This window comes from Chryseobacterium lactis (assembly GCF_003815875.1).
GTDB classification, from domain to species: domain Bacteria; phylum Bacteroidota; class Bacteroidia; order Flavobacteriales; family Weeksellaceae; genus Chryseobacterium; species Chryseobacterium lactis.
On record NZ_CP033924.1, the window covers coordinates 624,192 to 645,329 of the forward strand.

Annotated in this window: 17 protein-coding genes and 1 tRNA gene; 2 read left to right on the plus strand and 16 right to left on the minus strand. The window is 36.5% G+C overall.

Annotation, left to right across the window (positions count from 1 at the left end; all coding sequences use genetic code 11):
• Positions 1–167: 167 nt before the first annotated feature.
• Genes yajC through EG342_RS02705 form a run of 3 tightly spaced genes read right to left on the minus strand, consistent with a single transcriptional unit; the run spans position 168 to position 1,948 of the window.
• Complete coding sequence (gene yajC / locus EG342_RS02695; RefSeq protein WP_103291825.1) at positions 168–521, minus strand: preprotein translocase subunit YajC; 354 nt, start codon at positions 519–521, stop codon at positions 168–170.
• A 10-nt stretch (positions 522–531) separates the two neighbouring features.
• Positions 532–1,041: a DUF1573 domain-containing protein gene (locus tag EG342_RS02700; protein ID WP_103291824.1), complete on the minus strand. Its 510-nt coding sequence runs from the start codon at positions 1,039–1,041 to the stop codon at positions 532–534.
• Position 1,042: 1 nt separating this feature from the next.
• Positions 1,043–1,948, minus strand: a complete 906-nt coding sequence (locus tag EG342_RS02705; protein ID WP_103291823.1) for a transcription antitermination protein NusB — start codon at positions 1,946–1,948, stop codon at positions 1,043–1,045.
• Between the two features lie 91 nt (positions 1,949–2,039).
• On the opposite strand from EG342_RS02705, the gene EG342_RS02710 reads away from it, so the two are divergent.
• Both EG342_RS02710 and EG342_RS02715 read left to right on the plus strand, forming a co-directional pair.
• A complete protein-coding gene (locus EG342_RS02710) occupies positions 2,040–3,701 on the plus strand; it encodes an ABC transporter ATP-binding protein (protein WP_103291822.1) in 1,662 nt (553 codons plus the stop codon).
• A 99-nt stretch (positions 3,702–3,800) separates the two neighbouring features.
• The gene (locus EG342_RS02715) at positions 3,801–4,136 is read left to right on the plus strand and encodes a DUF3276 family protein (RefSeq protein ID WP_103291821.1); all 336 of its coding nucleotides are present in this window, start codon (positions 3,801–3,803) and stop codon (positions 4,134–4,136) included.
• Between the two features lie 141 nt (positions 4,137–4,277).
• Here the strand turns inward: EG342_RS02715 and EG342_RS02720 are convergent, their stop codons facing one another.
• From EG342_RS02720 to EG342_RS02780, 13 genes are all read right to left on the minus strand, one after another.
• Positions 4,278–9,323, minus strand: coding sequence for a DUF4132 domain-containing protein (locus EG342_RS02720; RefSeq protein ID WP_103291820.1), 5,046 nt, complete (start codon positions 9,321–9,323; stop codon positions 4,278–4,280).
• Between the two features lie 26 nt (positions 9,324–9,349).
• On the minus strand, positions 9,350–9,784 hold the full coding sequence (locus EG342_RS02725) for a hypothetical protein (protein WP_103291819.1): 435 nt from the start codon (positions 9,782–9,784) through the stop codon (positions 9,350–9,352).
• A 606-nt stretch (positions 9,785–10,390) separates the two neighbouring features.
• Positions 10,391–10,466, minus strand: a tRNA-His gene (locus EG342_RS02730).
• Between the two features lie 36 nt (positions 10,467–10,502).
• Positions 10,503–11,222 (minus strand): bacillithiol biosynthesis deacetylase BshB1, encoded by a 720-nt coding sequence (gene bshB1, locus EG342_RS02735; protein WP_103291818.1) that lies wholly within the window; start codon positions 11,220–11,222, stop codon positions 10,503–10,505.
• A gap of 171 nt (positions 11,223–11,393) precedes the next feature.
• A complete protein-coding gene (locus tag EG342_RS02740; protein WP_103291817.1) occupies positions 11,394–13,046 on the minus strand; it encodes a tetratricopeptide repeat protein in 1,653 nt (550 codons plus the stop codon).
• Positions 13,047–13,137: 91 nt separating this feature from the next.
• The gene (locus EG342_RS02745) at positions 13,138–14,010 is read right to left on the minus strand and encodes a PstS family phosphate ABC transporter substrate-binding protein (RefSeq protein WP_103291816.1); all 873 of its coding nucleotides are present in this window, start codon (positions 14,008–14,010) and stop codon (positions 13,138–13,140) included.
• Entirely contained in the window at positions 14,000–14,197 is a 198-nt protein-coding gene (locus EG342_RS02750) for a DUF308 domain-containing protein (protein ID WP_185126898.1), read from the minus strand. The genes EG342_RS02745 and EG342_RS02750 overlap by 11 nt, the downstream gene beginning before the upstream one ends.
• Positions 14,198–14,275: 78 nt before the next feature.
• A complete protein-coding gene (locus tag EG342_RS02755; RefSeq protein WP_103291814.1) occupies positions 14,276–15,118 on the minus strand; it encodes an energy transducer TonB in 843 nt (280 codons plus the stop codon).
• Positions 15,119–15,145: 27 nt separating this feature from the next.
• On the minus strand, positions 15,146–15,712 hold the full coding sequence (locus EG342_RS02760; protein ID WP_103291813.1) for an ExbD/TolR family protein: 567 nt from the start codon (positions 15,710–15,712) through the stop codon (positions 15,146–15,148).
• Positions 15,713–15,723: 11 nt separating this feature from the next.
• Positions 15,724–16,332, minus strand: coding sequence for an ExbD/TolR family protein (locus EG342_RS02765; RefSeq protein WP_103291812.1), 609 nt, complete (start codon positions 16,330–16,332; stop codon positions 15,724–15,726).
• A gap of 64 nt (positions 16,333–16,396) precedes the next feature.
• On the minus strand, positions 16,397–17,260 hold the full coding sequence (locus tag EG342_RS02770) for a MotA/TolQ/ExbB proton channel family protein (RefSeq protein WP_103291811.1): 864 nt from the start codon (positions 17,258–17,260) through the stop codon (positions 16,397–16,399).
• Positions 17,261–17,500: 240 nt separating this feature from the next.
• Positions 17,501–20,314, minus strand: coding sequence for a leucine--tRNA ligase (gene leuS / locus EG342_RS02775; protein ID WP_103291810.1), 2,814 nt, complete (start codon positions 20,312–20,314; stop codon positions 17,501–17,503).
• 182 nt (positions 20,315–20,496) lie between these two features.
• The gene (locus EG342_RS02780; RefSeq protein WP_103291809.1) at positions 20,497–20,979 is read right to left on the minus strand and encodes a lipocalin family protein; all 483 of its coding nucleotides are present in this window, start codon (positions 20,977–20,979) and stop codon (positions 20,497–20,499) included.
• Positions 20,980–21,138: the final 159 nt, after the last annotated feature.

Consider the following 21,138-nt stretch of genomic DNA (forward strand, 5'->3'; position numbering starts at 1 on the left):
TACCTGAATATTTTCAGAGTTCATTATACTTTTGCCTTGAAGCAAAGTATGCAAAAGTTCAAGCCTGGAATCATTTTCTAAAAATATTCTTTTTAGAAAAAAGGTATAAAAAAGTTGCGGCGGGTGAACTTCGTTCACCCGCCGCAACTCAATATTTTCAGACTGAATTATTTTTTTTCTTCAGTTTCTGTTTCTTTTTTATCAGCAGTTTTTGCTTTATCTCCAAAACGCGATTCTGTCATTTCTCTGGAAATCGCTGCTTTTTCGAACTTCAGTTTTCCTGATAATGTTTCAATTACAAAACCGTCATCCTGAACCTGAGCAATTCTTCCGTGAAGACCTGATGTAAGAACTACTCTGGTTCCTACTTTAAGGTTTTCCTGGAAATTCTTTTCCTGCTTTTGTTTTCTCATCTGAGGTCTTATCATCAGGAAATAAAAACCTACAAACATTACTCCCATCATGATCAGCATCATGGATGAAGATCCTCCTGGTTGTGCCTGTAAAAATAGTGTCAACATATTTTTAAAATTATGGTTGAATGTTCGCCGTGAACGTTAATTTAATTGGAGCTTTCTCTACGTTTGCAAAAACATCAGCATACTTCTGAACGTTTCCATCGAAGTTGCTTGAGTCAAAGTGTAGCGTAATTTTTCCTTTTTTACCCGGCATGATTGGCTCTTTTGTAAAATCAGGAGCCGTACATCCGCATCCTGGCTTAACTTCAGAAATCACCAATGGATTTTTTCCGGTGTTCGTTACTTCATAAACGTGTTGTACTTTATCTCCTTTTTTGATTTTTCCAAAATCGAAGTTGCTTTCAGATAAAGCAATAGAAGTAGATGGTTCGTTAGAAGTTGGTGCAGCAGCAGTTTCAGCCGGAGCAGGTGTCGCTGTAGAATCAGCCATTACAGGAGCTCCTGCAGCTGTAGAATCTGTAGCTACAACTTCAGCGCTTTGAGTTTCTTTGTTTTCTTTTTTACATGAAACTAAACCAAAGCCTATGATAGATAAGGCGATAATTGATAACGTCTTTTTCATTTTATATTCTATTTTGATCTTTACAATATTTATCTAAAATACCATTAATGAAGATATTTGAACGGTCTGTAGCAAATACTTTTGCAATTTCAATATATTCATTAATAATAACTCTTGAAGGCGTGAAGGCAAAATTATCCAGTTCTGCAATCGCAGTAGCCAAAATAACTTTATCCATTAAAGAAATTCTTTCCAGATCCCAGTTTTCCAGTCTTTCTTCTAATTTCTTTTCGTTGTTTTCCCAATTGTTTAAGGTATCTCTCAATAATTTACCCGCGAAAGTTTTATCTTCTTCATCTTTAATCATTTTAATTAAAGTTCTGCTTTCTTCATCTTCTCTCAGGAAACCAATTGTTTTTTGTACCATTGAGTTGGCAATGTGGATATCATCATACCATGAAAGTTCTTTATCACCCAGGTAATCATGGAAGTCTTCGTTTTCAGCAATATATCTTAAAAATAATTTACCAATAAATTTCTGATCTTCTTCAAAAGAATAGCCTTCTTCTTTCATGAAATCCTGATAACGTTTTCCTGCAGTGATTCTCTGGAAAGTTTTCACCAATAAGTCATCATGCATATCCCATTTCAGTTGTTTATGCTGACCTGTGAAAAACAATCTTTCCGGATTTTCCTCTAATTTAAGTAATACCTGGTTATTGATGAATTTTTGGTTAGGATTAATATCAGCATCGGTTTTAAGGTATTTATTTTTCCCGATTTCAATCTGGTTTTCTGCCAGATCTTTCAGGCCTACCAAAAAATTAAGCTGATAGATGTATAGATAATAGATTTTCTCTATACCAGAGAACATGTTTTTCTCTAAAACATCAAACTTTACAGGATTCTGATAGTAAGAATACACTGTTTGTACTACTTTTTCACGGATTTGTCGTCTTCCTAACATTCAAAGAGCTTTTTTATGCCTGCAAAGATACAAAATTTAAAATTGATGAAATTCGTAGTGTGATGACATTTTTGTAATTTTGCAAAACTTTATGAAAGCGCTAAAAACCTTAAACCCTTATTTTTGGAAACACAAAATATTATTGTTTTGGGGAGTACTATTTATCATTGCCAGTAACTTTTTTAATATTTATAAAGTTCAGTTTGTAGGAAAATCCGTTGATGAGCTTACGAAAGGCGGAAATCTGGGCTTCAATCACCAGGTACTTATTTATGTCGCTATTATTGTCGGATGCTCGCTATTGACAGGATTCTTCACTTTTATGATGCGACAAACGATCATTGTAGCTTCCAGAAGAATTGAATATGAACTGAAAAATAAAATCTACAGACATTATCAGGATTTATCTTTAACCGATTATAAGCAGACCACCATTGGTGATTTGATGAACAGGTTAAGTGAGGATGTGGTTGCAGTAAGAATGTATCTTGGTCCCGGGGTAATGTATGTTGCCAACCTTATTGTTCTCGTTGTGATCACGGCCATTTATATGGTGAAAACGGATGCTTCAATGACCTTATGGACCTTGTTGCCACTCCCTATTTTATCATATGCTATATATAAGGTAAGTTCGATCATTAACAGAAAGTCGAAAATCATGCAGAAAAGTCAATCTGCTATTTCCACTTTTGTACAGGACAGTTTCTCTGGAATCCGGGTGGTGAAATTTTTCGCAAGAGAAAAATATATCGAAAAGAATTACGGAGTAAAAGTAACTGATTATCAGAATAAAGCTCTGGATCTGGCAAAAACAGAAGCCTACTTCTTTACTATTATTTTGTTTGTCATCGGATTATTAAATGTCGCCGTTATTTTAATTGGCGGTCAAAAATATATTGCAGGAGAATTAAGCATTGGTAAAATCGCAGATTTCTTTATGTACATCAACACATTGATTTTTCCATTTTCCATGGTGGGTTGGGTAACTTCTGTTAATCAAAGAGCTGAAGCTTCCATGCAAAGGATTAATGAATTTATGGATAAGAAATCCGAGATCGTGAATACCAACTTTGAAGATTATCCTATCAAAGGAGAAATTGAATTCAAAAATGTTTCTTACGTTTATCCTAATACCGGAATTAAAGCATTGGAGAATTTAAGCTTTAAGGTTAAAGCAGGAGAATCGCTGGCCATAATGGGTAAAACAGGAAGTGGAAAATCGACTATAGCCCTGCTTTTATGCAGACTCATCGATCCTACGGAAGGAGACATTTTGATTGATGGTAAGAATCTGAAGGAACACAATTTATACAATTACAGAAACTTCATCGGATATATTCCTCAGGAAAGCTATTTATTCTCTGATTCTATTGAAAACAACATCGGTTTTGCCATCGATCATCCGTCCCATGAAAGAGTCGTAGAATATGCACAAATTGCAGACGTCCACAAAAATATTGTTGACTTTAAAGAGCAATATAAAACACTTGTTGGTGAACGGGGGGTAATGCTTTCAGGAGGCCAGAAGCAAAGAATTTGTATTGCCAGAGCCTTAATTAAAGACCCAAATATCATTATTTTTGATGATTCGCTGTCTGCTTTAGATACCGAAACAGAGCAGAATATTCTTGAAAATATTGATAAAAAAATCAGCAACGCTACATCCATAATTATCACACACAGAGAGTCTAGCGCTCAAAAAGCCGACCAAATCATCAACCTTACGGAAATTGCCAATTCTGTAACCGCTTAGCCGTTTCGTTCCCAATTGTTAAATAAATCATAAAAAAAATTTTGTGATTAAAAGAATTCTTTTATATTTGTTCTTAACAAGATTAAAAAATATCTAACAATGAGTGAATACAAGGAACGCCATGAAAATGAGATTTTCACGAAGGTGTTAAAAGCAGGGAGAAGAACTTATTTCTTTGATGTGCGCGAGACGAAAGCAGGAGATTATTATCTTACAATCACAGAGAGTAAGAAAAATTTCGGAGAGAATGGGGAAGCTACATTCGAGAAGCATAAAATTTACCTTTATAAGGAAGATTTTAAAAGTTTTCAGGAGATGTTTAATGAGTCCACAGATTTCATCATTAATGAAAAGGGTGAGGATGTAATTTCAGAAAAACATGACAAAGACTTCAAAAGCAGATCTTTCACGATTGATTCTGACGAAGAAGTTTAAAAAAAGAATATCTAAAAACACAAGCATCTGAAAAAGATGCTTTTTTTTATGCCTGTGAGTGGCTTATGGCTTATGGCTTATGGCTTATGGCAAAATTAATAAAAGAAAAAGTACACTTTTGAAAAGTGTACTTCTTTAATTTTAAACATATTCCCGTTTAATCTGCGACAATATGGTAGGATCCTGTATTTCATTGTCCTTCGCAAGTAACAATACTTTAGACAACACTTCTGCTGACTTCGGATCATCATCGGCAAAAGGTAAAAACAGCCTGCCTCTATGCTGGGAATGAATAGGAAGTATGGACAAATATTTACCCGGAACCTGATGAACTACCGCACTGCCCAAATGCACACTATATTCTGCCATCTGGCCTTTCACAAAAGCATGTGATCCTTCAATCCTTACATTATCCAATTTGAATAAACGAGCCGTTTCTTTCATTAATACAGCCCTCATCTCAATAGATGAATGACTGGCTTCAGGATCTACATCTCCTACATGGGCTACCGACACTACCAGATCTACATCCCTCATTACTTCTGAAAACAGTCTGGGATTAATATCTTCAAAAGGAATGTTTTTATAGTCTTTTAATGAATGGAATTCTATCGTTTCCAGGGTTGGACTTTCCACATCGGCAGGTGAAAACCAATCAGCCATTGCATACAATTTTACCTGAAACCCTTCTTTATGATAGACCTTTTGTAAGCCTTCTTCATAATCTACTTTCCAGCCTCTTGTTTTCAGGAGTGCCAGGGTCTGCTTCGGCTGAATCTGATGTCCTGCGTAGCGGCGTGATACAGATTTTTCCTTCAACTCATCAGGAGTAAGCACATACAGCTCCCTGAATATCTGCTTAAACGGCTGAACCAGTTTTTCTTTGAAACAATAGTGTTGAAAATCACTCCACACATGATGTTGATGGAGATCTACACAGTGAGCAATTCGCAACAAATGGTCATCCTTCAATTCCAGAATCTCGCCCTGGGCATTGACCAGGTTTCCATCGTGAAAAAAGCCTATTTTGTGATCATTTGAGATAAAGACAAGTTTTTCCAGATGTTTTACGATCACAGGATGTTCAAAAAGGGTTTTGATTTCTTTTAAAAGGAATTCATCCCCTCTGATCATTGCTTCCTCTAGACCTTTTCGGGAACGGGTCCATTGTTCACGCATGATTTTACGGTAATTCCCCAATTCAACAATTGCTTTATCTTTTTTAATCTTTGGCGGAATTGACTTCAGCTGTTTATCATCACGAAATACGGCAAGCTCTGCTTTTCCGCTGTCTTCGATGATCAAACCTACCGTAACTCCGTCAATTGTTACCTGAGTTTCCTTTGATAAAAGCTCCTGAATTTGTTTGGTCTCCATTGCCCAGGTCAGTCGGATCGGATCAGGATACCCGGCGTTTCTTGCTAAATTTTCTAAAGCGACACGGATTGCCAGCGCTTCACTAGACTGCTTCATGGAACCGAATTCCTTGCTTTCCTTTTTGAATTGTTGAATATATTCGTATCGGCTAAGGACATCTTTCTCAGGATTCGTTTTACTCAACGGAACAAGTCCATATACACGAAGATAGTCCTGGTCGCGTTTATCTTTAACTTTCGCTGTTACTTCTTTTATTTTCAAATCACCTGTAAGGGTATCCGAATAAAGTCTGGCCCTGCGGTGTCCATTTCCGTCAGATATATATTTTGCAGATTCATATAGCATCTCCCAACGGGCTTTACCTAATTCTTTAAAGGCTTTCGTAAACCAATCCTTATCTACTGCTCCGTCCTGAAAATCCTGAACATCTACGGATGAATATCTGGCTACTTCACTTTCCAGTTCTGAATTCTGTGCCTGATAAGCGCTGGTTTTGGTATGAGCGTGCATCCACCATATCGCTGAATCCAAACCTTTCCAGCCTAAATAAATACTTATTAGCTTCTGCCATTGAGGGGCGTACACAGCTGCCTGTATTAAGCGAAGCTCTGAAACCTTCTCTTTCTTCATCATTTCATTGAACAATTCCTGAGTATCAGCTGCTAAAGGATGAGAATTTTTGATCAGATAAGAAAACAGTTTCTGCTTGTTCATACTTTCGCCACCGTAACTGTAAATGTAATTGGCGTACAGTGTAGTTTTCCCCAACCCTTTCAAAAGCTGTACGAGACGATGGGCACCATATATATTTTGAAACTCCTGAACAAAATGAGAAACTGCAGTTCCTGCATCACCACGTATAAGCTCTATATCCAGAAACTTATTCTGTACTTCATCAATCATCGGTTTCAGAAAAGGAAATGTTTCAGGATAATTTTCCTGGTTGGGATAAGTTTGGGTTCTGGTAAGTTCTCTGATAGCTGATTCAGCGGTGATAACCCCTTCGTAAAGTTCACCTTTGGTAATGATTTCCAATTCATAAGCCTTACAAAATAAATACAATGGCGGCACAGAAACTTTTATATTATCCTGCAAACCGTTATACTGCATCCATCGGTATAAATTCCAAATCTTTATATATTGTTCATTTGTAAGATCCTTTAAAGGAACTGCTCTCAAAAACACATCGAAAAACCCCAGTTGCTGCCATCCGTTTCCTCTTTGTGTATAGTAATAATCCTTATCATCTTTTCCTTTATAATTGATGACATCATCCGGAAGATGAGCAAAGAGTGTACTGCAGGCATCTATCAGAAAATCAGTTTTTTCCTCAAATACAAATTTATATTTTAGGGATTCGAGAATTCTGCAAATAGGATTATTCCAATAGTAGTCATCTTTTATAGGGTTGGGTATAATATTCTTGTGGTAAAATACATACCCCTCCAGGAATTCTCTGAATACTTTTCTGTCGCAATTTTCGATGAATGTCAATAAAAACAGGTCTATGGGCTGCATACCGGAATCTGTATACCATTGTTCCCAGACTTCGTGTAAGGGAAAGTTTTCAGCCATCTGTTCCGGAGTAAAACCTTCTGTCTTATTTTTAATTTGACGGAAACTGTTACCTATTAATACTTTTTCTACGGAGCCACTCCATTCTTCTGCTTCATATTCGTAATCTTTATTTTTAAGAAATAAATCATTTAGTTTTTTTAATTCCGCTTTGATATTATCTATAGACTGAGTGAAGCCATATTTATGCTTTTTAACAGCCTTTGCATATACAGAATCGGTTTCTACTGTCGGTAATTCATATCTTGAGATCACAGACGGATCATAGAATCCGAAACCATTTTCTGCAGAGAGTATTTTTTGCTCTCCGGAAGGATCAAGCTGATCTAAAAGACCCTGTTCTCTTTCGGATACCTTTGATCTTTCAGCAAACTGGCTGGTCCAGTTACCGATTTGAGTAGACACTCTTTTTTCTTTTTGAAGCTGAAGCATAATATCCAGTGAGGCAGTTCGCTGTTCGATATCTCCTTTGGTCATTAATTCCTCAATCAATGGAGCAACTACCCCATCCTCCTGCTCTATCACAAGCTCTATAAGCTTCTTTCGAAGTGTACCGCCTTTTCTTTTAAACATATCAAAGAAGATCATTATTTCTTCCTTATTTAAAGGATGCTGCTGTAATACATTGATGCTTGACGCTATCAAAGATTCACTGCGATCTTTGAGGATTTTGAATGCAAACTCTTTCTGGAATGGCGTTACAGCAAGTTTTTTCTTTCCGAAATTATAGGAGTACGAATAACAATAGAACTCACCCAAAATAGCTCTTGATAACTGCTCACGCAAAGAGAGTTCAAACTGTTCAAAATAAGAAAGGACTGTATTCAGTTTTTCAGTATCCTCTCCTACCAAATAGAACATCGAAGAATATAATGTGCTTTTACTGAAAGTGGCATTAAGCCATGAGAATATTTTACCTTCAAATTTCTTTTCTTTCACCTCTATCTTTTGGGTAAGCTCATGCAGTTTTTCGAAGAAATCAGGATAATCCGAATTGTTGATAAAGAATTTTGACGTAACATTAGTACTCAATAATGTTGATAAAGGCTCTCCTGCAAATGCTAAAACCTGCAGATCGCCTTCCAGTACAGCCTTATAATACAATGGCATCTGAATATAGGGATCTTGGGTTTCTCCTGCAAACTTGATAGCCAGGCATTTCTTCTCTATACTTCCTTTATCAAATAACTGATGTAAATAAGGGATTGTTTTTTCTACATCCCATACAGCTTGTACCCAAAGAGCCATATAAACTTCGTTATTATTCTTACTTTTTATAGCGTCAGGAATGAGATCCGGGTTTTTAAAATAAGTATGGGCCAACGATACGATATCTTTTACTACAGACTCTTTTTCTGTCTCCCAGCCTAAACCTGTCCAAGTATCAATAGCACGAACCACTGAAGAGAACCGTGTCAGTTTATGTTCTACAATCACATTCGTCATATATTCCAAAGCACCGATACTTGTTTCGTCCAGAGCTTCCAGAATAGTTTGTCGTAAACCCTCCTGGCGCTGGGCTGCAAGTAAAAGCTTTTCTACCAACTCCCAACATTTCTGTTGTTCGCTGTTGAGCAATGCTTTAATGATATTGCGTGATACTTTTCCTTCCGGATGTTTATTGAAAATAATATCTTCAATCAATTGATAGATGGCTGTATTTCCTGTATCAATGGCTGCTGCCCAAATATAAAACTGACTGGCATTATTGCTGAGGTCATTGTCATATATAATCTGCTCTTCCAGTGATAAATCAAAATATTGATTATTGCTTCCATAGGAATACACATTGGGAAGTTCCAGCAGTTCTCTCATCAGATTAACCTGGTTCAGCAGAATGTACCGTTCATTATGAGGAGCACGGAAAGAACGGCGATAATAACTTGTCTGGTACATTTTATAAGGCATTCTGTCCCAGGCATATTTTACCAGGTCAGCATTTTCACCAAAGAAATAAATCAATAAGTTATAATACTCTTTATCTTCCCAAATATCGGGCTTAATAAGATCTTTGAATTTTTCAGCTTCTTTGGATCCCAGTGTCATCGCTTGGTAATAGTTGGCTTTGCCCTTCAGCAAAAGCCCTAAATCAGCAACGTCTTTTTTAATGATTGGCCGATCGGGGAAAAGTAGAGAAGGTGTACCCTGTTCGGCATGTTCCGACAGATCTTTCCGCAACTTTTCGTAATAATTTTTTTCAAGTTTTTTCGATTCTAATTTTTTTGTGATTTCCATGTATTGTATTGCTTAGTATTTTTTGATTACCAATAGCTTCCCGCAAGAAATGTAAGTCTTATAAACGTAAAGGTATGTTGTGCACTCAGATCGATAGTCTGATGAAGATCCTCTAATTGCTCATCATTGTAAAACACGGCAAACATTCCATCTTGAAAGGCTTGAATGGCATTTTCCTGCGCTTTTTGAAGATCAGCTTTTTTGAGATTATAAATGCTTCCAAAGCCTGCTTTCCCTGTATCTGTAAGAATGTTGAGGTAGTTATGTTGAGGAATTTTAGTCTCATCTTCATCTTCCAGTTCGAATGATTTTTCGTTAAAAGCTGCTACCTGCTGCTGAACGATGAGTTGCAATAGATTTTCCAGTGAAATACCCGCATTGTCATATGCGATTTGAATTTTATGCTCCGAAAGAACAGGGTGTTTCTTTCCCAATTGCTTTACTGTGACAATTATTTCCATATTAGATGTTAGTGTGCATTAAATATAATAAAATTTCGCAGGTCTATTGAATCAAATTGAGTTTTTATGATGAATATCACAGGAGTGTAGTGTAATGAGCTGAATCCTTATTGAGATTTGCTTCAGAAGAACAATGTTATGGATAAAACTTTTTGAATTTAGGCTAAAACCATTGGAATTATGGTATAAATAAAACGGATGTAAAGCCTATTTCTATTGAACAGCAATTTACTTATGATGACTGATTTTTATTATTATGGTAATTTATAGATGAGATTCCTCCTGCGTCGGAATGACAATGCATGTAAAATGATATATAAGCCTTATCTACAATTAAGCAAAATCGAACAGATCCACAGACATCTGATTCCGCTTCCATCATTACTTATTACTCATTACTTATTACTCATTACTGATTACTGATATCCTAGCCCTGATAGCAACGGGTACCCCGCAGCATGCGATGCCCTTTTTGGATGTTGGCGCGAGGAGTATGAGTGGATAGCAGGAAAAAGCTTCTAAGAAAAAAATAAAAAAAGAATGATATTTTCGGGTTGAAAATAGGGTAAAATAAAAAAGTACACTTTTAAAAAGTGTACTTTCTTTGGGTGAATGAGGGGTCTCGAACCCCCGACCTTCGGAACCACAATCCGACGCTCTAACCAACTGAGCTACAATCACCGTTTTTCTGAGTGCAAATATAGGACATTTTCCTCAACTACCAAACAATTCCGTCAAAATTTTTCAAAGAAATTAGCTTCTCAGAGGTAAATCCCTCAGCATAAGCAACTCCCGATAATCGCCCTAAATCCTGGGCACGGTAGGTTAAGCTCTCATAAAAGTCTTTTGTTGTAATCGGGGTTTCGGGTTCCTTGGAAGTTGGGTCATAAAATTGAGTTTTATACGCCATGCACGATTCTATTTTTTTATCCAGAAATTCTGAAATGTCTATCACGAATTCCGGTTTGATATCTTTCCATTGAATGTAATGAAAAACATGCTTGGGTCTCCACACCTCCTGAATTTCTCCCTCATGTACAGTTTCAATTTTTCTCAGTCCGGACAAAAAGCACGCATCCGACACTAATTTCGCTCCTTTTGCATGATCGGGATGTCTATCATCAATAGCATTCGCCAAGACGATTTCCGGGCGGTATTTGCGAATCATTTTTACGATCCTCATTTGATATTCTTCAGAATTCACAAGAAAGCCGTCTTTCATTCCCAGGTTCTCTCTCCCTGAAAGTCCTAAGATTCTGGCAGCGTCTGCGGCTTCTGCTTTTCTTGTTTCATCTGTACCTCTGGTTCCGAGTTCTCCTCTGGTAAGATCTACAACTACACATTTTTTACCTTCAGAAACCATTTTAGCAATAGTTCCGCCACATCCCAGTTCCACATCATCAGGATGGGCGCCAAAAGCAAGTATATCAATTTTCATATGTAGATATTTATTTTTTTATACGGTCATATGCAATCGCAATCTTCACCAGTGTTTATTTGTCGGAGATTTCGTTAATGCGATTTCATGCAGTCAAAGATAGGGTTTAAAATAAAAACTTCCCATACATTACGAATGGGAAGTTTTAATATCTATAATTTAAATTTTAAATTACTTGTTGATGGCTGCGTTCAATTTTACTGCATCCTCATACGTAGGATCAAGTTGTAATGATTTTGCAACATATTCTTTAGCTTTCGCCACGTCAGAATCTTTATTCATATAAGCAACTGCAAAGTAAGCATAGGCAAGAGTCTGCTTGTTAGCTTCCTGGTCAGCCGGTTTTACTGTACTGATGAATTTCTCATAAGCAATTTTTGCAGCATCGTTATTTCCTGCCTGCTGATAAGAATATCCCTGGCTGTAATAAGCCGGAGCCCAGTCAGGAAGAAGTGCCGACATTTTCTGCCATGTAAGGATCGCCCCGTTCCAGTTTTTAACATCCTGATAAGCTGTTGCTAATTTGAATAGAGCGTCAGAATCCTGAGCGTTTGCAGCTACTTGTTTTTTCAATGCTTCGATGGTAGGGTTAGTAGGTCCTTTATCAACATCTGCCTGAGAAGCACCTCCACCGCCAGCGATGTTAGCTAATTCTAAATCCCACTTCATGGTTTCATCTTTTGCAGCTTTTGCAATAGCAACTTTTTGTTGAGATTCTGTCATCAATGCAGTTTTCTTAGCAGCATCTTTTTCATCTTTTGCTAAACCTGCAGCGATAAGTCCTTGTAAACCTTGGTCAGCTGGCTGTACTCTTGTTTTCTCAGCCTGAGAAACGAAAGTATCCATATTTTGTTTAGCATCTACATAGTTTTTATCTGCATATGCATTATAAGCTCTTAATTTGAACTTAATAGGATCATCAATTTTATCAAAAATCTTGTCTAATACCATTTTGGAGTTTGCATAATCTTCGTTTGTGAAGTATAATTTTGCAATTTCCAATTGAGTATATGGATCTTCGTCAGCATATTTTGTATAGTTGATAAGGTCCTGAGTTGCTTTTGCATTTTGCTGATATCTGATATCATAACCAGCCAAAGCTTTATATGCAGGAGCATAAGTAGGATCTACAGCAATTGCTTTATCAATACTTTCTTTTGCATTTTTCCACACTTGTGCAGCCATCCATAAAGTTGCCATTCTTGTGTAAACGGAAGCTTTATTTTTAGCTAGAGGTAATGCTTTATCATAGGCAGACATAGCTTCACCTTGCATTCTTTTTAATCTGTAAGCATCTCCTAATGTATAGTAATAATGTGCAGGAACTCCTTTTTTCTCAGCTTTCTCAATTGCTTTGGTTAAGAATTGGATAGCAAGATCAGGAGAACTGTTCTTTTCAAATAAAGTTAAGGCTTCAGCTGCTCTGAATAATACTTCAGCATCTTTTTCTCTGGAATCGGTAACTACTTTTTGAATTTCTGCGATTGCAGCTTTATCACCTTTTCCTAGTTTTACGGCAGCTAAACCGATTTTGTTAAGATAGCTTTTGCTGTCAGCAGCTAATCCTTTGTTGAAGCTTTCAATTGCCTTAGCATAATCAGGCTCTCCTTGTCTTAAGAAAGTATTTCCCAGATAGAAGTAGTTTTCAGCTGTAGGCTCTTTAGCGATCATATCAGTGAAATTGGTTTTTGCCTGTGCAAATTTATCACTGTCTATACTGTTAATACCATCCTGCAATGTTTGTGCAGTGGCAAAACCGGTAAAAAATACCACGGCTGCTCCAAAAGCAATCTTCTTTACATTCATAATCATTATATCTTTCATTTTATATTTCTAAATAATCGAGTTATATTCTACACAATTTTCAGACCAAAATGATCATTTTTTTAAGGGTAAATTGTGACTTTAATATTTTTTAACGCATTTGTACTTCTCTTTTATAGAGATTATACGGTTGCAATCCTTCTTTCTGGACAATTTTCTGTCCCAGGTGAGTACATGAAAATCTTATAAATCCGTTGGCAATGTTAAAATTTCCTTCATTAACCAGAAAATACAGGACTCTTGTAAAAGGATACTCCATGCTGCGAAGTCCTTCAAAATCTGCGGTGTATTGTTTTCCTTTATCAACAACCGGAAGCACCTTAACCATGTCTCTTAACTTTTCAGAAGTTTTATCATAAGGACGACTGAAGGTATTGAGTCCGACCACGCCGATTTTATCCGGATATTTACCCAGTTCCTCAATAATTTTTTGATTCCCGGGAATAATAGAAAATTTAAGATCTTTAGGTTGTTGTTTCAACTTTTCAGCAACAAAATTTAAGTTACTTGAATTGGTTCCATCGAAAATAAATTCTTTTTTATCAGATAAAAGACCATTCTTTATTTCATCCATTGAAATACTTTCTCTTGGAGAATCTTTAGGAACCACAAAAACTACTGCATCAGCAGCAAATTTTGAAGGAAGAAATTTTAAATCGGTTCTGTTTTCAAATGTCTTTACCTCTTCTTGAGTAAGATTTCTGGACATTACCACGACTTTTGCTTTGCCGTTTAACAGATCTAAAAAGCCTAAATCTTCTTTTTGAGTAGCCACTTTAATACGCGTTTCCGGATAATTGATCATATAGCCTTCGGCTAATGCTTCAGTAACACTTTGAAAGGATTCGTCTGTATAAATTGTAAGATCACCTTTATTATAGGATGGAGATTTCTCTTCCTTTTTGCAGCCAACGAGCAGTAAGCCCAGAATACATACGACTGCAAGTTTAAAACTATTCTTCATTTCTCGATTTTTTGATTCTTGAAATCGCCCTGTAAATTCTGAAAACACCATAAATAACCAATACCACTCCTAATGCATAAGCAATGGCCGGCTCCAAAATGGTGAAGAAGAATTTGTAGACAATCACTACAATTCCTAAAACGATATAAAACAATCCCGTAACCAGGGATAACCAATTGAACATCATGTAACAAAAATACCAAAAAAAATAAAAAGAGAAGCATATGCTTCTCTTTTTATTTATATTCTGAATAAATAAGTCTAATTATTCAAAGTTCATAGTAAATGGTACGCTATAGTAAGATCTAACGCTTTCTCCATTTCTCTTAGCAGGAGTCCACTTTTTAAGTTTCTTAACTACACGAATCGCTTCACTGTTGAAGTCGCCATTTGGAGATTTCTCTTCAATGGTAACTCCGGAAACAGTTCCATCTTTTTCTACAACGAACTTAAGCTTAGCTTTAAGGGTACCTTCACCTCCTTCCATTAGGGAAGTATCGAAGTTATCTCCTAAGAATTTTCTCAAAGCTCCCATACCTCCAGGATATTCTGCAGACTGGTCTACGTCTTTGTAGATTTCGTTAGGATTATTCGCTTTCACTTCTACCGTACTAGCTTTAGTACCTGTAGATGGTGGTGGCGGTGGTGGTGTATAAGCCGGAGCTTTTACCCCCTCCTGATTATTCAAACCAGTTGTTGTTTCCAACTGCTTAGAAATCGGTGGTGGTGGAGTTTCAATTTTCGGAGCTTTTACAGGCTCAGGAACAACGTTCTGAATAACCTCAATTTTCGGTTCCTCTTTTGGAGGTGGCGGTGGTGGAGGTGGTTCTTCTTCTTTAGGCTGCTCGATAATCGGTTCTTCTTCCAGGATATCTACAAGATCTGCCTTTACTTCTTGCTTAGGCGGAGCTGTAAGATTTTTAATCGTAAGATAAATGAACGGAGATAAAGCTGCCAAAAGGAATAGGGCTGTTCCGATAATAAATGACTTCGTTAAAAGTCTCGGATACTGATGTCTAAGATCATAGGCACCATATTCCTTGTTTCTATTTTCAAATACGATCTCGTCTAAGGTAAGATTCTGACCGTATACATTTTCATCTGCCATAGTAGATATAACAATTTTATGGTTAAATTACTTTGTAGCAGCCGGTGCAGCTGCACCACCTATTTTCTTTTCATAAACAGCTTTCTCCCAAGCCTTCACATCGGTAACCCCGTATTGCTCGCTTTTGGTAATTGCCATTTCATCAAGAATATCAACAAAGTTCTTATATACTGCATCGTCAGTTGGCTTAATGATCACGGTAAATTTACTTTGATCTGCAGCTCTAGATTTTGCCTGCTGAATTACTTTTCTAATTCCTTCTCTATCAAGAGTAGTTTCCATAAGAGTTTGGTCATTCAAAGATGTAGCATCCTGTTGGTGCCAAAACACTCTATTGTTTTTTCCTAATAAGATAGAAATTGAGTTAGATAGTTTAATTTCTGTTGGTGGAGGTTTAGGTGCATCTGGCTTTGGTTTTGCCGGAAGTCCTAAGTCCATAACATTCGGTTTACTAAATGTAGTTGTGAACATAAAGAAGGTAATCAATAGAAAACCCAAGTCCACCATCGGAGTCATATCGACTCTGGTACTCTGCTTCTTGGAACGTACTTTGCCGCCCTTTCCGCCTTTTTCCTGTACTTGTACTTCTGCCATTTCTATCGATATTATTCGTTAGGTTTACCTTCTTGTGATGTAATCAACCAAAATTTAAGAAAATCAATATCTCTTAAACCTTCAAATAGGCTTTTAACTTTAGGGTATTGAGTTGTAACGTCACCTTTAATCGCTAACTTGTAGTCAGGGTTAACGCTCAAACTTTCTTTTACCCAATCAATTAATTGCTTATTTGTACTGTCCATAGGAATTCCTGTAGGACTCTTATAATTTTTTTGCTCATCTCCAGACATATCCAAATAACCTTTAAGTTGGTTCATTGGAACTCCAATTGCCTGAACTTTCTGGAAAGCTGCTTTTTGGTTGTTGTCAAAAGTAATACCATACTTTTTCCCCATTTTATCCAAAAGAGCAACTCTTTCTGATGCGTTTTCTACTGGCTGGAAATAGAATTTTCCATCCGGAGTAGCGTTGATAGTCATTAAACTAGCATCAGGAAGCAATTTTTCCGAAATTGAAGATGGCGGTTTGATCTGCTCCACGTCAGGCTTTTTAAACTGAGTGGTCAAGATAAAGAACGTAAGGAGTAGGAATGCAACGTCACACATTGCAGTCATGTCCGTAATTACTCCATGTCTTTTTGGTTTGACTCTCGCCATTATTATAAAATATTTTTAATTAAACTTCTTTTTAATTGCTAATGCAAATATCTTGCTAAAATTCTTAGTTGAATTCAGCGAAAGACTGCTGGATGCTCATAGAGATCTCATCGATCTTATAAGTTAATCCATCAATTTTAGATGTAAAGAAGTTATAAAGAATAATAGCGATAGCTGAAGTACCAATACCTAATGCCGTGTTGATCAAGGCTTCAGAGATACCTGTAGATAGAGCAGCAGCATCCGGAGTACCACCTCCTGAACCTAATGCAAAGAACGCCTTGATCATCCCGATTACTGTTCCAAGTAGTGCTACTAACGTTGCAACTGTACCTAGAGTAGAAAGGATCATCATGTTTTTCTCAAGCATTGGCATCTCAAGAGTTGTAGCTTCTTCGATAGCTTTGTTAAGAGCTACCATTTTCTGCTCTTTATTTAATGTAGTATCGTGAGAAAGTGCTTTGTAAGTAGTAAGACCTTCTTTTACTACGTTACCTACAGAACCTTGTTGTCTGTCGCACTCTTCGATAGCTTCGTCAATTTTGTTTTGGTTTAGTAAGCTTCTTACTTGTACAACGAAGTTGTCTAAGTTTCCTTTTCCAGCAGCCTTACCAAGAACGAAATATCTTTCAAAAGAGAAAACGATTACAGTAATCATGAAAGTAATCAAGATTGGTACGATAACTCCTCCTTTGTAGATAATACCTAAGAACGATTCTGGGTGAATGTCTTTTCCTTCAATACTTGAAAAAGCTACAGATCCGCTTCCTAGCTTATCTGCGTCTTTGAAGTTTCCTGGGCTCCCAAGAACGAATAAATAAATACATACTCCTATAATAAATAGAATAGGAATAATAACAGCTGGATTTAAACCTCCTGCTTTTCTAGCAACTACTTGCTCATCATTTTTTGAAACATTCATTTCCATATTTAACTAAATTATATTGTTTTAAAATTTTACAGGGTGTAAATTAAAGGCAAAATTAATTAAAATGCAAGAGTCTTAATTAAACATTTTGCTTTTTTTTGATAAAGAAATTTTAAATCGATTTCGAAATAATAATTATTCTTAAATATTTTATTTATTTTTTCCAAATTTAACATTTGGGTTAAAAAATCAAAAAAATTAGACCCCCATTTTTTTTAATTTCCCAATGTTAATTTTTTTTTAAATTACGATATTCACAATACGGTGAGGGACAACAATGATTTTTTTAGGGGTTTTTCCTTCCAAAATCTGTTGCATTTTCTCACTTGAAATCACCAAATCTTCCACCTCCTTGGCAGAAAACTGAGCTGAAAGCGAAATTTTGAACTTCATTTTACCATTTACGCTTACAGGATATTCAATTTCATCTTCTACCAGATAATCCTCATTTAATACCGGGAATTGTTCAAATTCGATCGATGTTTCATGACCTAATAAGCTCCAAAGCTCTTCACAAATGTGAGGGGCATACGGAGAAATGATAACGGCTAATGGTTCTAAAATATTGCGCTTGTTGCATTTTATTTTCTGAAGCTCATTCACAGCAATCATAAAGGACGATACAGAGGTATTGAAAGAGAAGTTTTCAATATCGTATACCACCTTTTTAATTAAGGTATGTAAAACTTTGTATTCTGCTTTTGTAGGTTCTTCATCAGAAACTTCAAATGTATCTCCATTGAAATACAAGTTCCAGAATTTTTTAAGGAAACCATATACTCCGCTTAATCCCTGAGTATTCCAAGGCTTGGACTGCTCCAACGGACCTAAGAACATTTCATATAACCTTAATCCGTCTGCTCCGTATTCATCACAGATATCATCAGGATTCACTACATTATATTTAGACTTGGACATTTTTTCTACTTCACGGTCTGTGATGTATTTTCCATCTTCCAGAATAAATTCAGCATCAGCATAGTCGGGTCTCCATGTTTTGAAAGCTTCCGTATCTAATTCATCGGAAGTTCCTTTTAATAAAGATACATCCACGTGAATTTGCTGAGTCTGATATTCCTTTGCTAAATTTTTTGACACATATTGATTAGTACCATCAATTCGGTAAACAAACGCACTCATCCCCAAGATCATCCCCTGGTTGATCAATTTCTGGAAAGGTTCATCGTGGCTGATATACCCTCTGTCTTTTAAGAACATATTCCAGAAACGTGAATACAATAAGTGACCGGTTGCATGTTCACTACCACCGATATATAAATCTACCTGTCCCCAGTAATCTGCCAGTTCTTTTTTAACAAAAGCTTCCTGATCATTCGGATCCATATATCTAAGGAAATACCATGAGCTTCCTGCCCAACCCGGCATCGTAGATAATTCTAACGGGAAAATTGTTTTATCATCAATTAAATCGGTAGAAACCACTTTCTGATTGACCTCATCCCAGGCAAATGTTTTCGCATTTCCCAGTGGTGGATCTCCGTCTTCTGTCGGTAGATATTTTTCAACTTCAGGAAGTTCTAAAGGTAATGCAGAGGTTGGCAATGTGTAAGGCATTCCATCCTTATAATATATAGGAACAGGTTCACCCCAATATCTTTGTCTTGAGAAAATAGCATCACGTTGTCTGTAGTTGGTTGTTCCGTGGCCGATTTCCTTATTTTCAATTTCAGAAATTATTTTTGACTTCGCGTCATTATAATTCAATCCGTTTAAGAAATCAGAATTAACACATACGGAATCTTTAGAATCAAAAGATTTTTCCTGAACGTCTTCTTCTGTTTCTACAACTTTTTTAATTTCAAGATTAAATTTCTTGGCAAATCTGTGGTCACGCTCGTCGTGTGCAGGAACTGCCATTACGGCTCCCGTTCCATATCCCATCAATACATAATCTGAGATATAGATCGGCATCTTTTGTCCACTGAACGGATTGATTGCATAACTTCCTGTGAAAGCTCCGCTCACGTTTTTCACGTCAGCCATTCTGTCTCTTTCTGTTTTTTTGGAAGTTTCTTCAATATAAGTATCTACTTCTACCTTTTGAGCAGCGGTAGTAATTGTCTCTACTAACGGATTTTCCGGAGCCAATACCATAAATGTAGCCCCAAAGATTGTATCAGGTCTTGTTGTAAATACTTCAACTACCTCATCGTGTCTTTCTACCTTGAACTGAACCTGTGCACCCTGAGATTTCCCAATCCAGTATTCCTGAGAGTCTTTCAAAGGTTGTGGCCAGTCTAATGTAGCAAGCCCCTGTAATAGTCTTTCTGAATAGGCAGAAATTCTCATGCTCCACTGCATCATCTTTTTCTGGAATACAGGGAATCCTCCTCTTTCAGATTTCCCATCTTTTACCTCATCGTTCGCCAATACGGTTCCTAAAGCCGGACACCAGTTTACGGTAGTTTCGGCTCTGTAAGAAAGACGGTAATTTAATAAGATATCTTCTTTGTCAAGATCGGAAGCATTTTTCCATTCTTCAGCAGTGAAGTTTAATTCATCGTTTTGATTGGCATTTAATCCTTCTGTTCCTTTTTCTTCAAAATGTCTGATTAAGGTATCGATGGCTTCTGCCTTATCTGTATCTTTATTATACCAGGAGTGGTACAACTGGATAAAAATCCATTGTGTCCATTTATAATAAGAGGCGTCTGAAGTTCTTACTTCTCTGCTCCAATCGAATGAAAATCCGATTTTTCTTAATTGTTCTTCGTATCTGTTGATGTTTTGCTCTGTAGTAACTGCAGGATGCTGACCTGTCTGGATCGCATATTGCTCAGCAGGAAGCCCGAAACTGTCATATCCTACCGGGTGGAGCACATTAAACCCCTGATGTCTTTTATATCTCGCATAAATATCTGACGCAATATATCCAAGCGGGTGACCTACGTGAAGTCCAGCTCCGGATGGGTACGGAAACATATCGAGTACATAAAATTTAGGTTTATCTGTGTTATTGGAGGTTTTATAGGTTTGATTTTCCTCCCAGTATTTCTGCCACTTTTTTTCTATCTGCTGATGATCGTAAAACACTTTTATATAAGTTATATGTTAGACTTTAAATATTGGATTGTTCTTTTTCTTTTAACAAGATTCACAAAAATAATGATTTTAAAAGAAATAGAAATTTAAATTATAATGAATTGTCATTCTTTACTCAACAAAAAAATCTCATCCGTGGATGAGATCTGTTTTTATATCTTGAAGTATACTTATTATTTTTGAGGATTTACTCTCTTTAAAGTATAGGTTCTTGTTTTAAACATTGTCGGATCCTGAGTTTCTTCTCTTACCGCCAGATTGAGTGTTACATCATCTAAAGTCACCACTTTTGCAGTCACAGGCTCTACAATCCCCTGGAATTTCATCACAACAGTTTTCCCACCTTTATCATAGGTATATGTGAAGTTTTTATCTGGTAGAATATTACACAATCCTCCTGCTGTAGTAGGTTCCGTTACATCTATTTTTTTTCCGGTTACTTCAGTACTGAACCACCATCTCGACTGTTTCTGGCAATCTGTATAGGTAATCTGGTCAGAAATCGGCTGCTCTCCTACTTCTACAGTAGTCACCACCTCTTTTATCGGTTGCCAGAGCCCAATAAGCGGGGCTTCTCTAACAGTATCGTTATCATTATTACATCCGGTAGCCACCAATAATGAGATGCCTGCAAATAGTAGTAGTAATTTCTTCATAGATTAATTTTTTCAAGGGCTAAAATTATAATTTTTTTGATTTAAATAACAATTTTTTGTGAAAAATTATTTCATCAACCATTATTTATATATATTTTAAAGTGAGAAAGGATAAAAACTCCTTTATTTAACAAATATTGAACCTTGTAAAATCTTTCT

Excerpts from the sequence above, each read along its gene's own strand:
- EG342_RS02765 (WP_103291812.1), bottom strand. The coding sequence starts at position 16,332 with ATGGCGAGAGTCAAACCAAAAAGACATGGAGTAATTACGGACATGACT.
- EG342_RS02700 (WP_103291824.1), bottom strand. The coding sequence starts at position 1,041 with ATGAAAAAGACGTTATCAATTATCGCCTTATCTATCATAGGCTTTGGT.
- EG342_RS02780 (WP_103291809.1), bottom strand. The coding sequence starts at position 20,979 with ATGAAGAAATTACTACTACTATTTGCAGGCATCTCATTATTGGTGGCT.
- EG342_RS02745 (WP_103291816.1), bottom strand. The coding sequence starts at position 14,010 with ATGAAGAATAGTTTTAAACTTGCAGTCGTATGTATTCTGGGCTTACTG.
- EG342_RS02705 (WP_103291823.1), bottom strand. The coding sequence starts at position 1,948 with ATGTTAGGAAGACGACAAATCCGTGAAAAAGTAGTACAAACAGTGTAT.
- EG342_RS02755 (WP_103291814.1), bottom strand. The coding sequence starts at position 15,118 with ATGGCAGATGAAAATGTATACGGTCAGAATCTTACCTTAGACGAGATC.
- EG342_RS02760 (WP_103291813.1), bottom strand. The coding sequence starts at position 15,712 with ATGGCAGAAGTACAAGTACAGGAAAAAGGCGGAAAGGGCGGCAAAGTA.
- EG342_RS02740 (WP_103291817.1), bottom strand. The coding sequence starts at position 13,046 with ATGAAAGATATAATGATTATGAATGTAAAGAAGATTGCTTTTGGAGCA.
- EG342_RS02725 (WP_103291819.1), bottom strand. The coding sequence starts at position 9,784 with ATGGAAATAATTGTCACAGTAAAGCAATTGGGAAAGAAACACCCTGTT.
- yajC (WP_103291825.1), bottom strand. The coding sequence starts at position 521 with ATGTTGACACTATTTTTACAGGCACAACCAGGAGGATCTTCATCCATG.
- EG342_RS02720 (WP_103291820.1), bottom strand. The coding sequence starts at position 9,323 with ATGGAAATCACAAAAAAATTAGAATCGAAAAAACTTGAAAAAAATTAT.
- EG342_RS02715 (WP_103291821.1), top strand. The coding sequence starts at position 3,801 with ATGAGTGAATACAAGGAACGCCATGAAAATGAGATTTTCACGAAGGTG.
- EG342_RS02770 (WP_103291811.1), bottom strand. The coding sequence starts at position 17,260 with ATGGAAATGAATGTTTCAAAAAATGATGAGCAAGTAGTTGCTAGAAAA.
- bshB1 (WP_103291818.1), bottom strand. The coding sequence starts at position 11,222 with ATGAAAATTGATATACTTGCTTTTGGCGCCCATCCTGATGATGTGGAA.
- EG342_RS02710 (WP_103291822.1), top strand. The coding sequence starts at position 2,040 with ATGAAAGCGCTAAAAACCTTAAACCCTTATTTTTGGAAACACAAAATA.
- EG342_RS02750 (WP_185126898.1), bottom strand. The coding sequence starts at position 14,197 with ATGATGTTCAATTGGTTATCCCTGGTTACGGGATTGTTTTATATCGTT.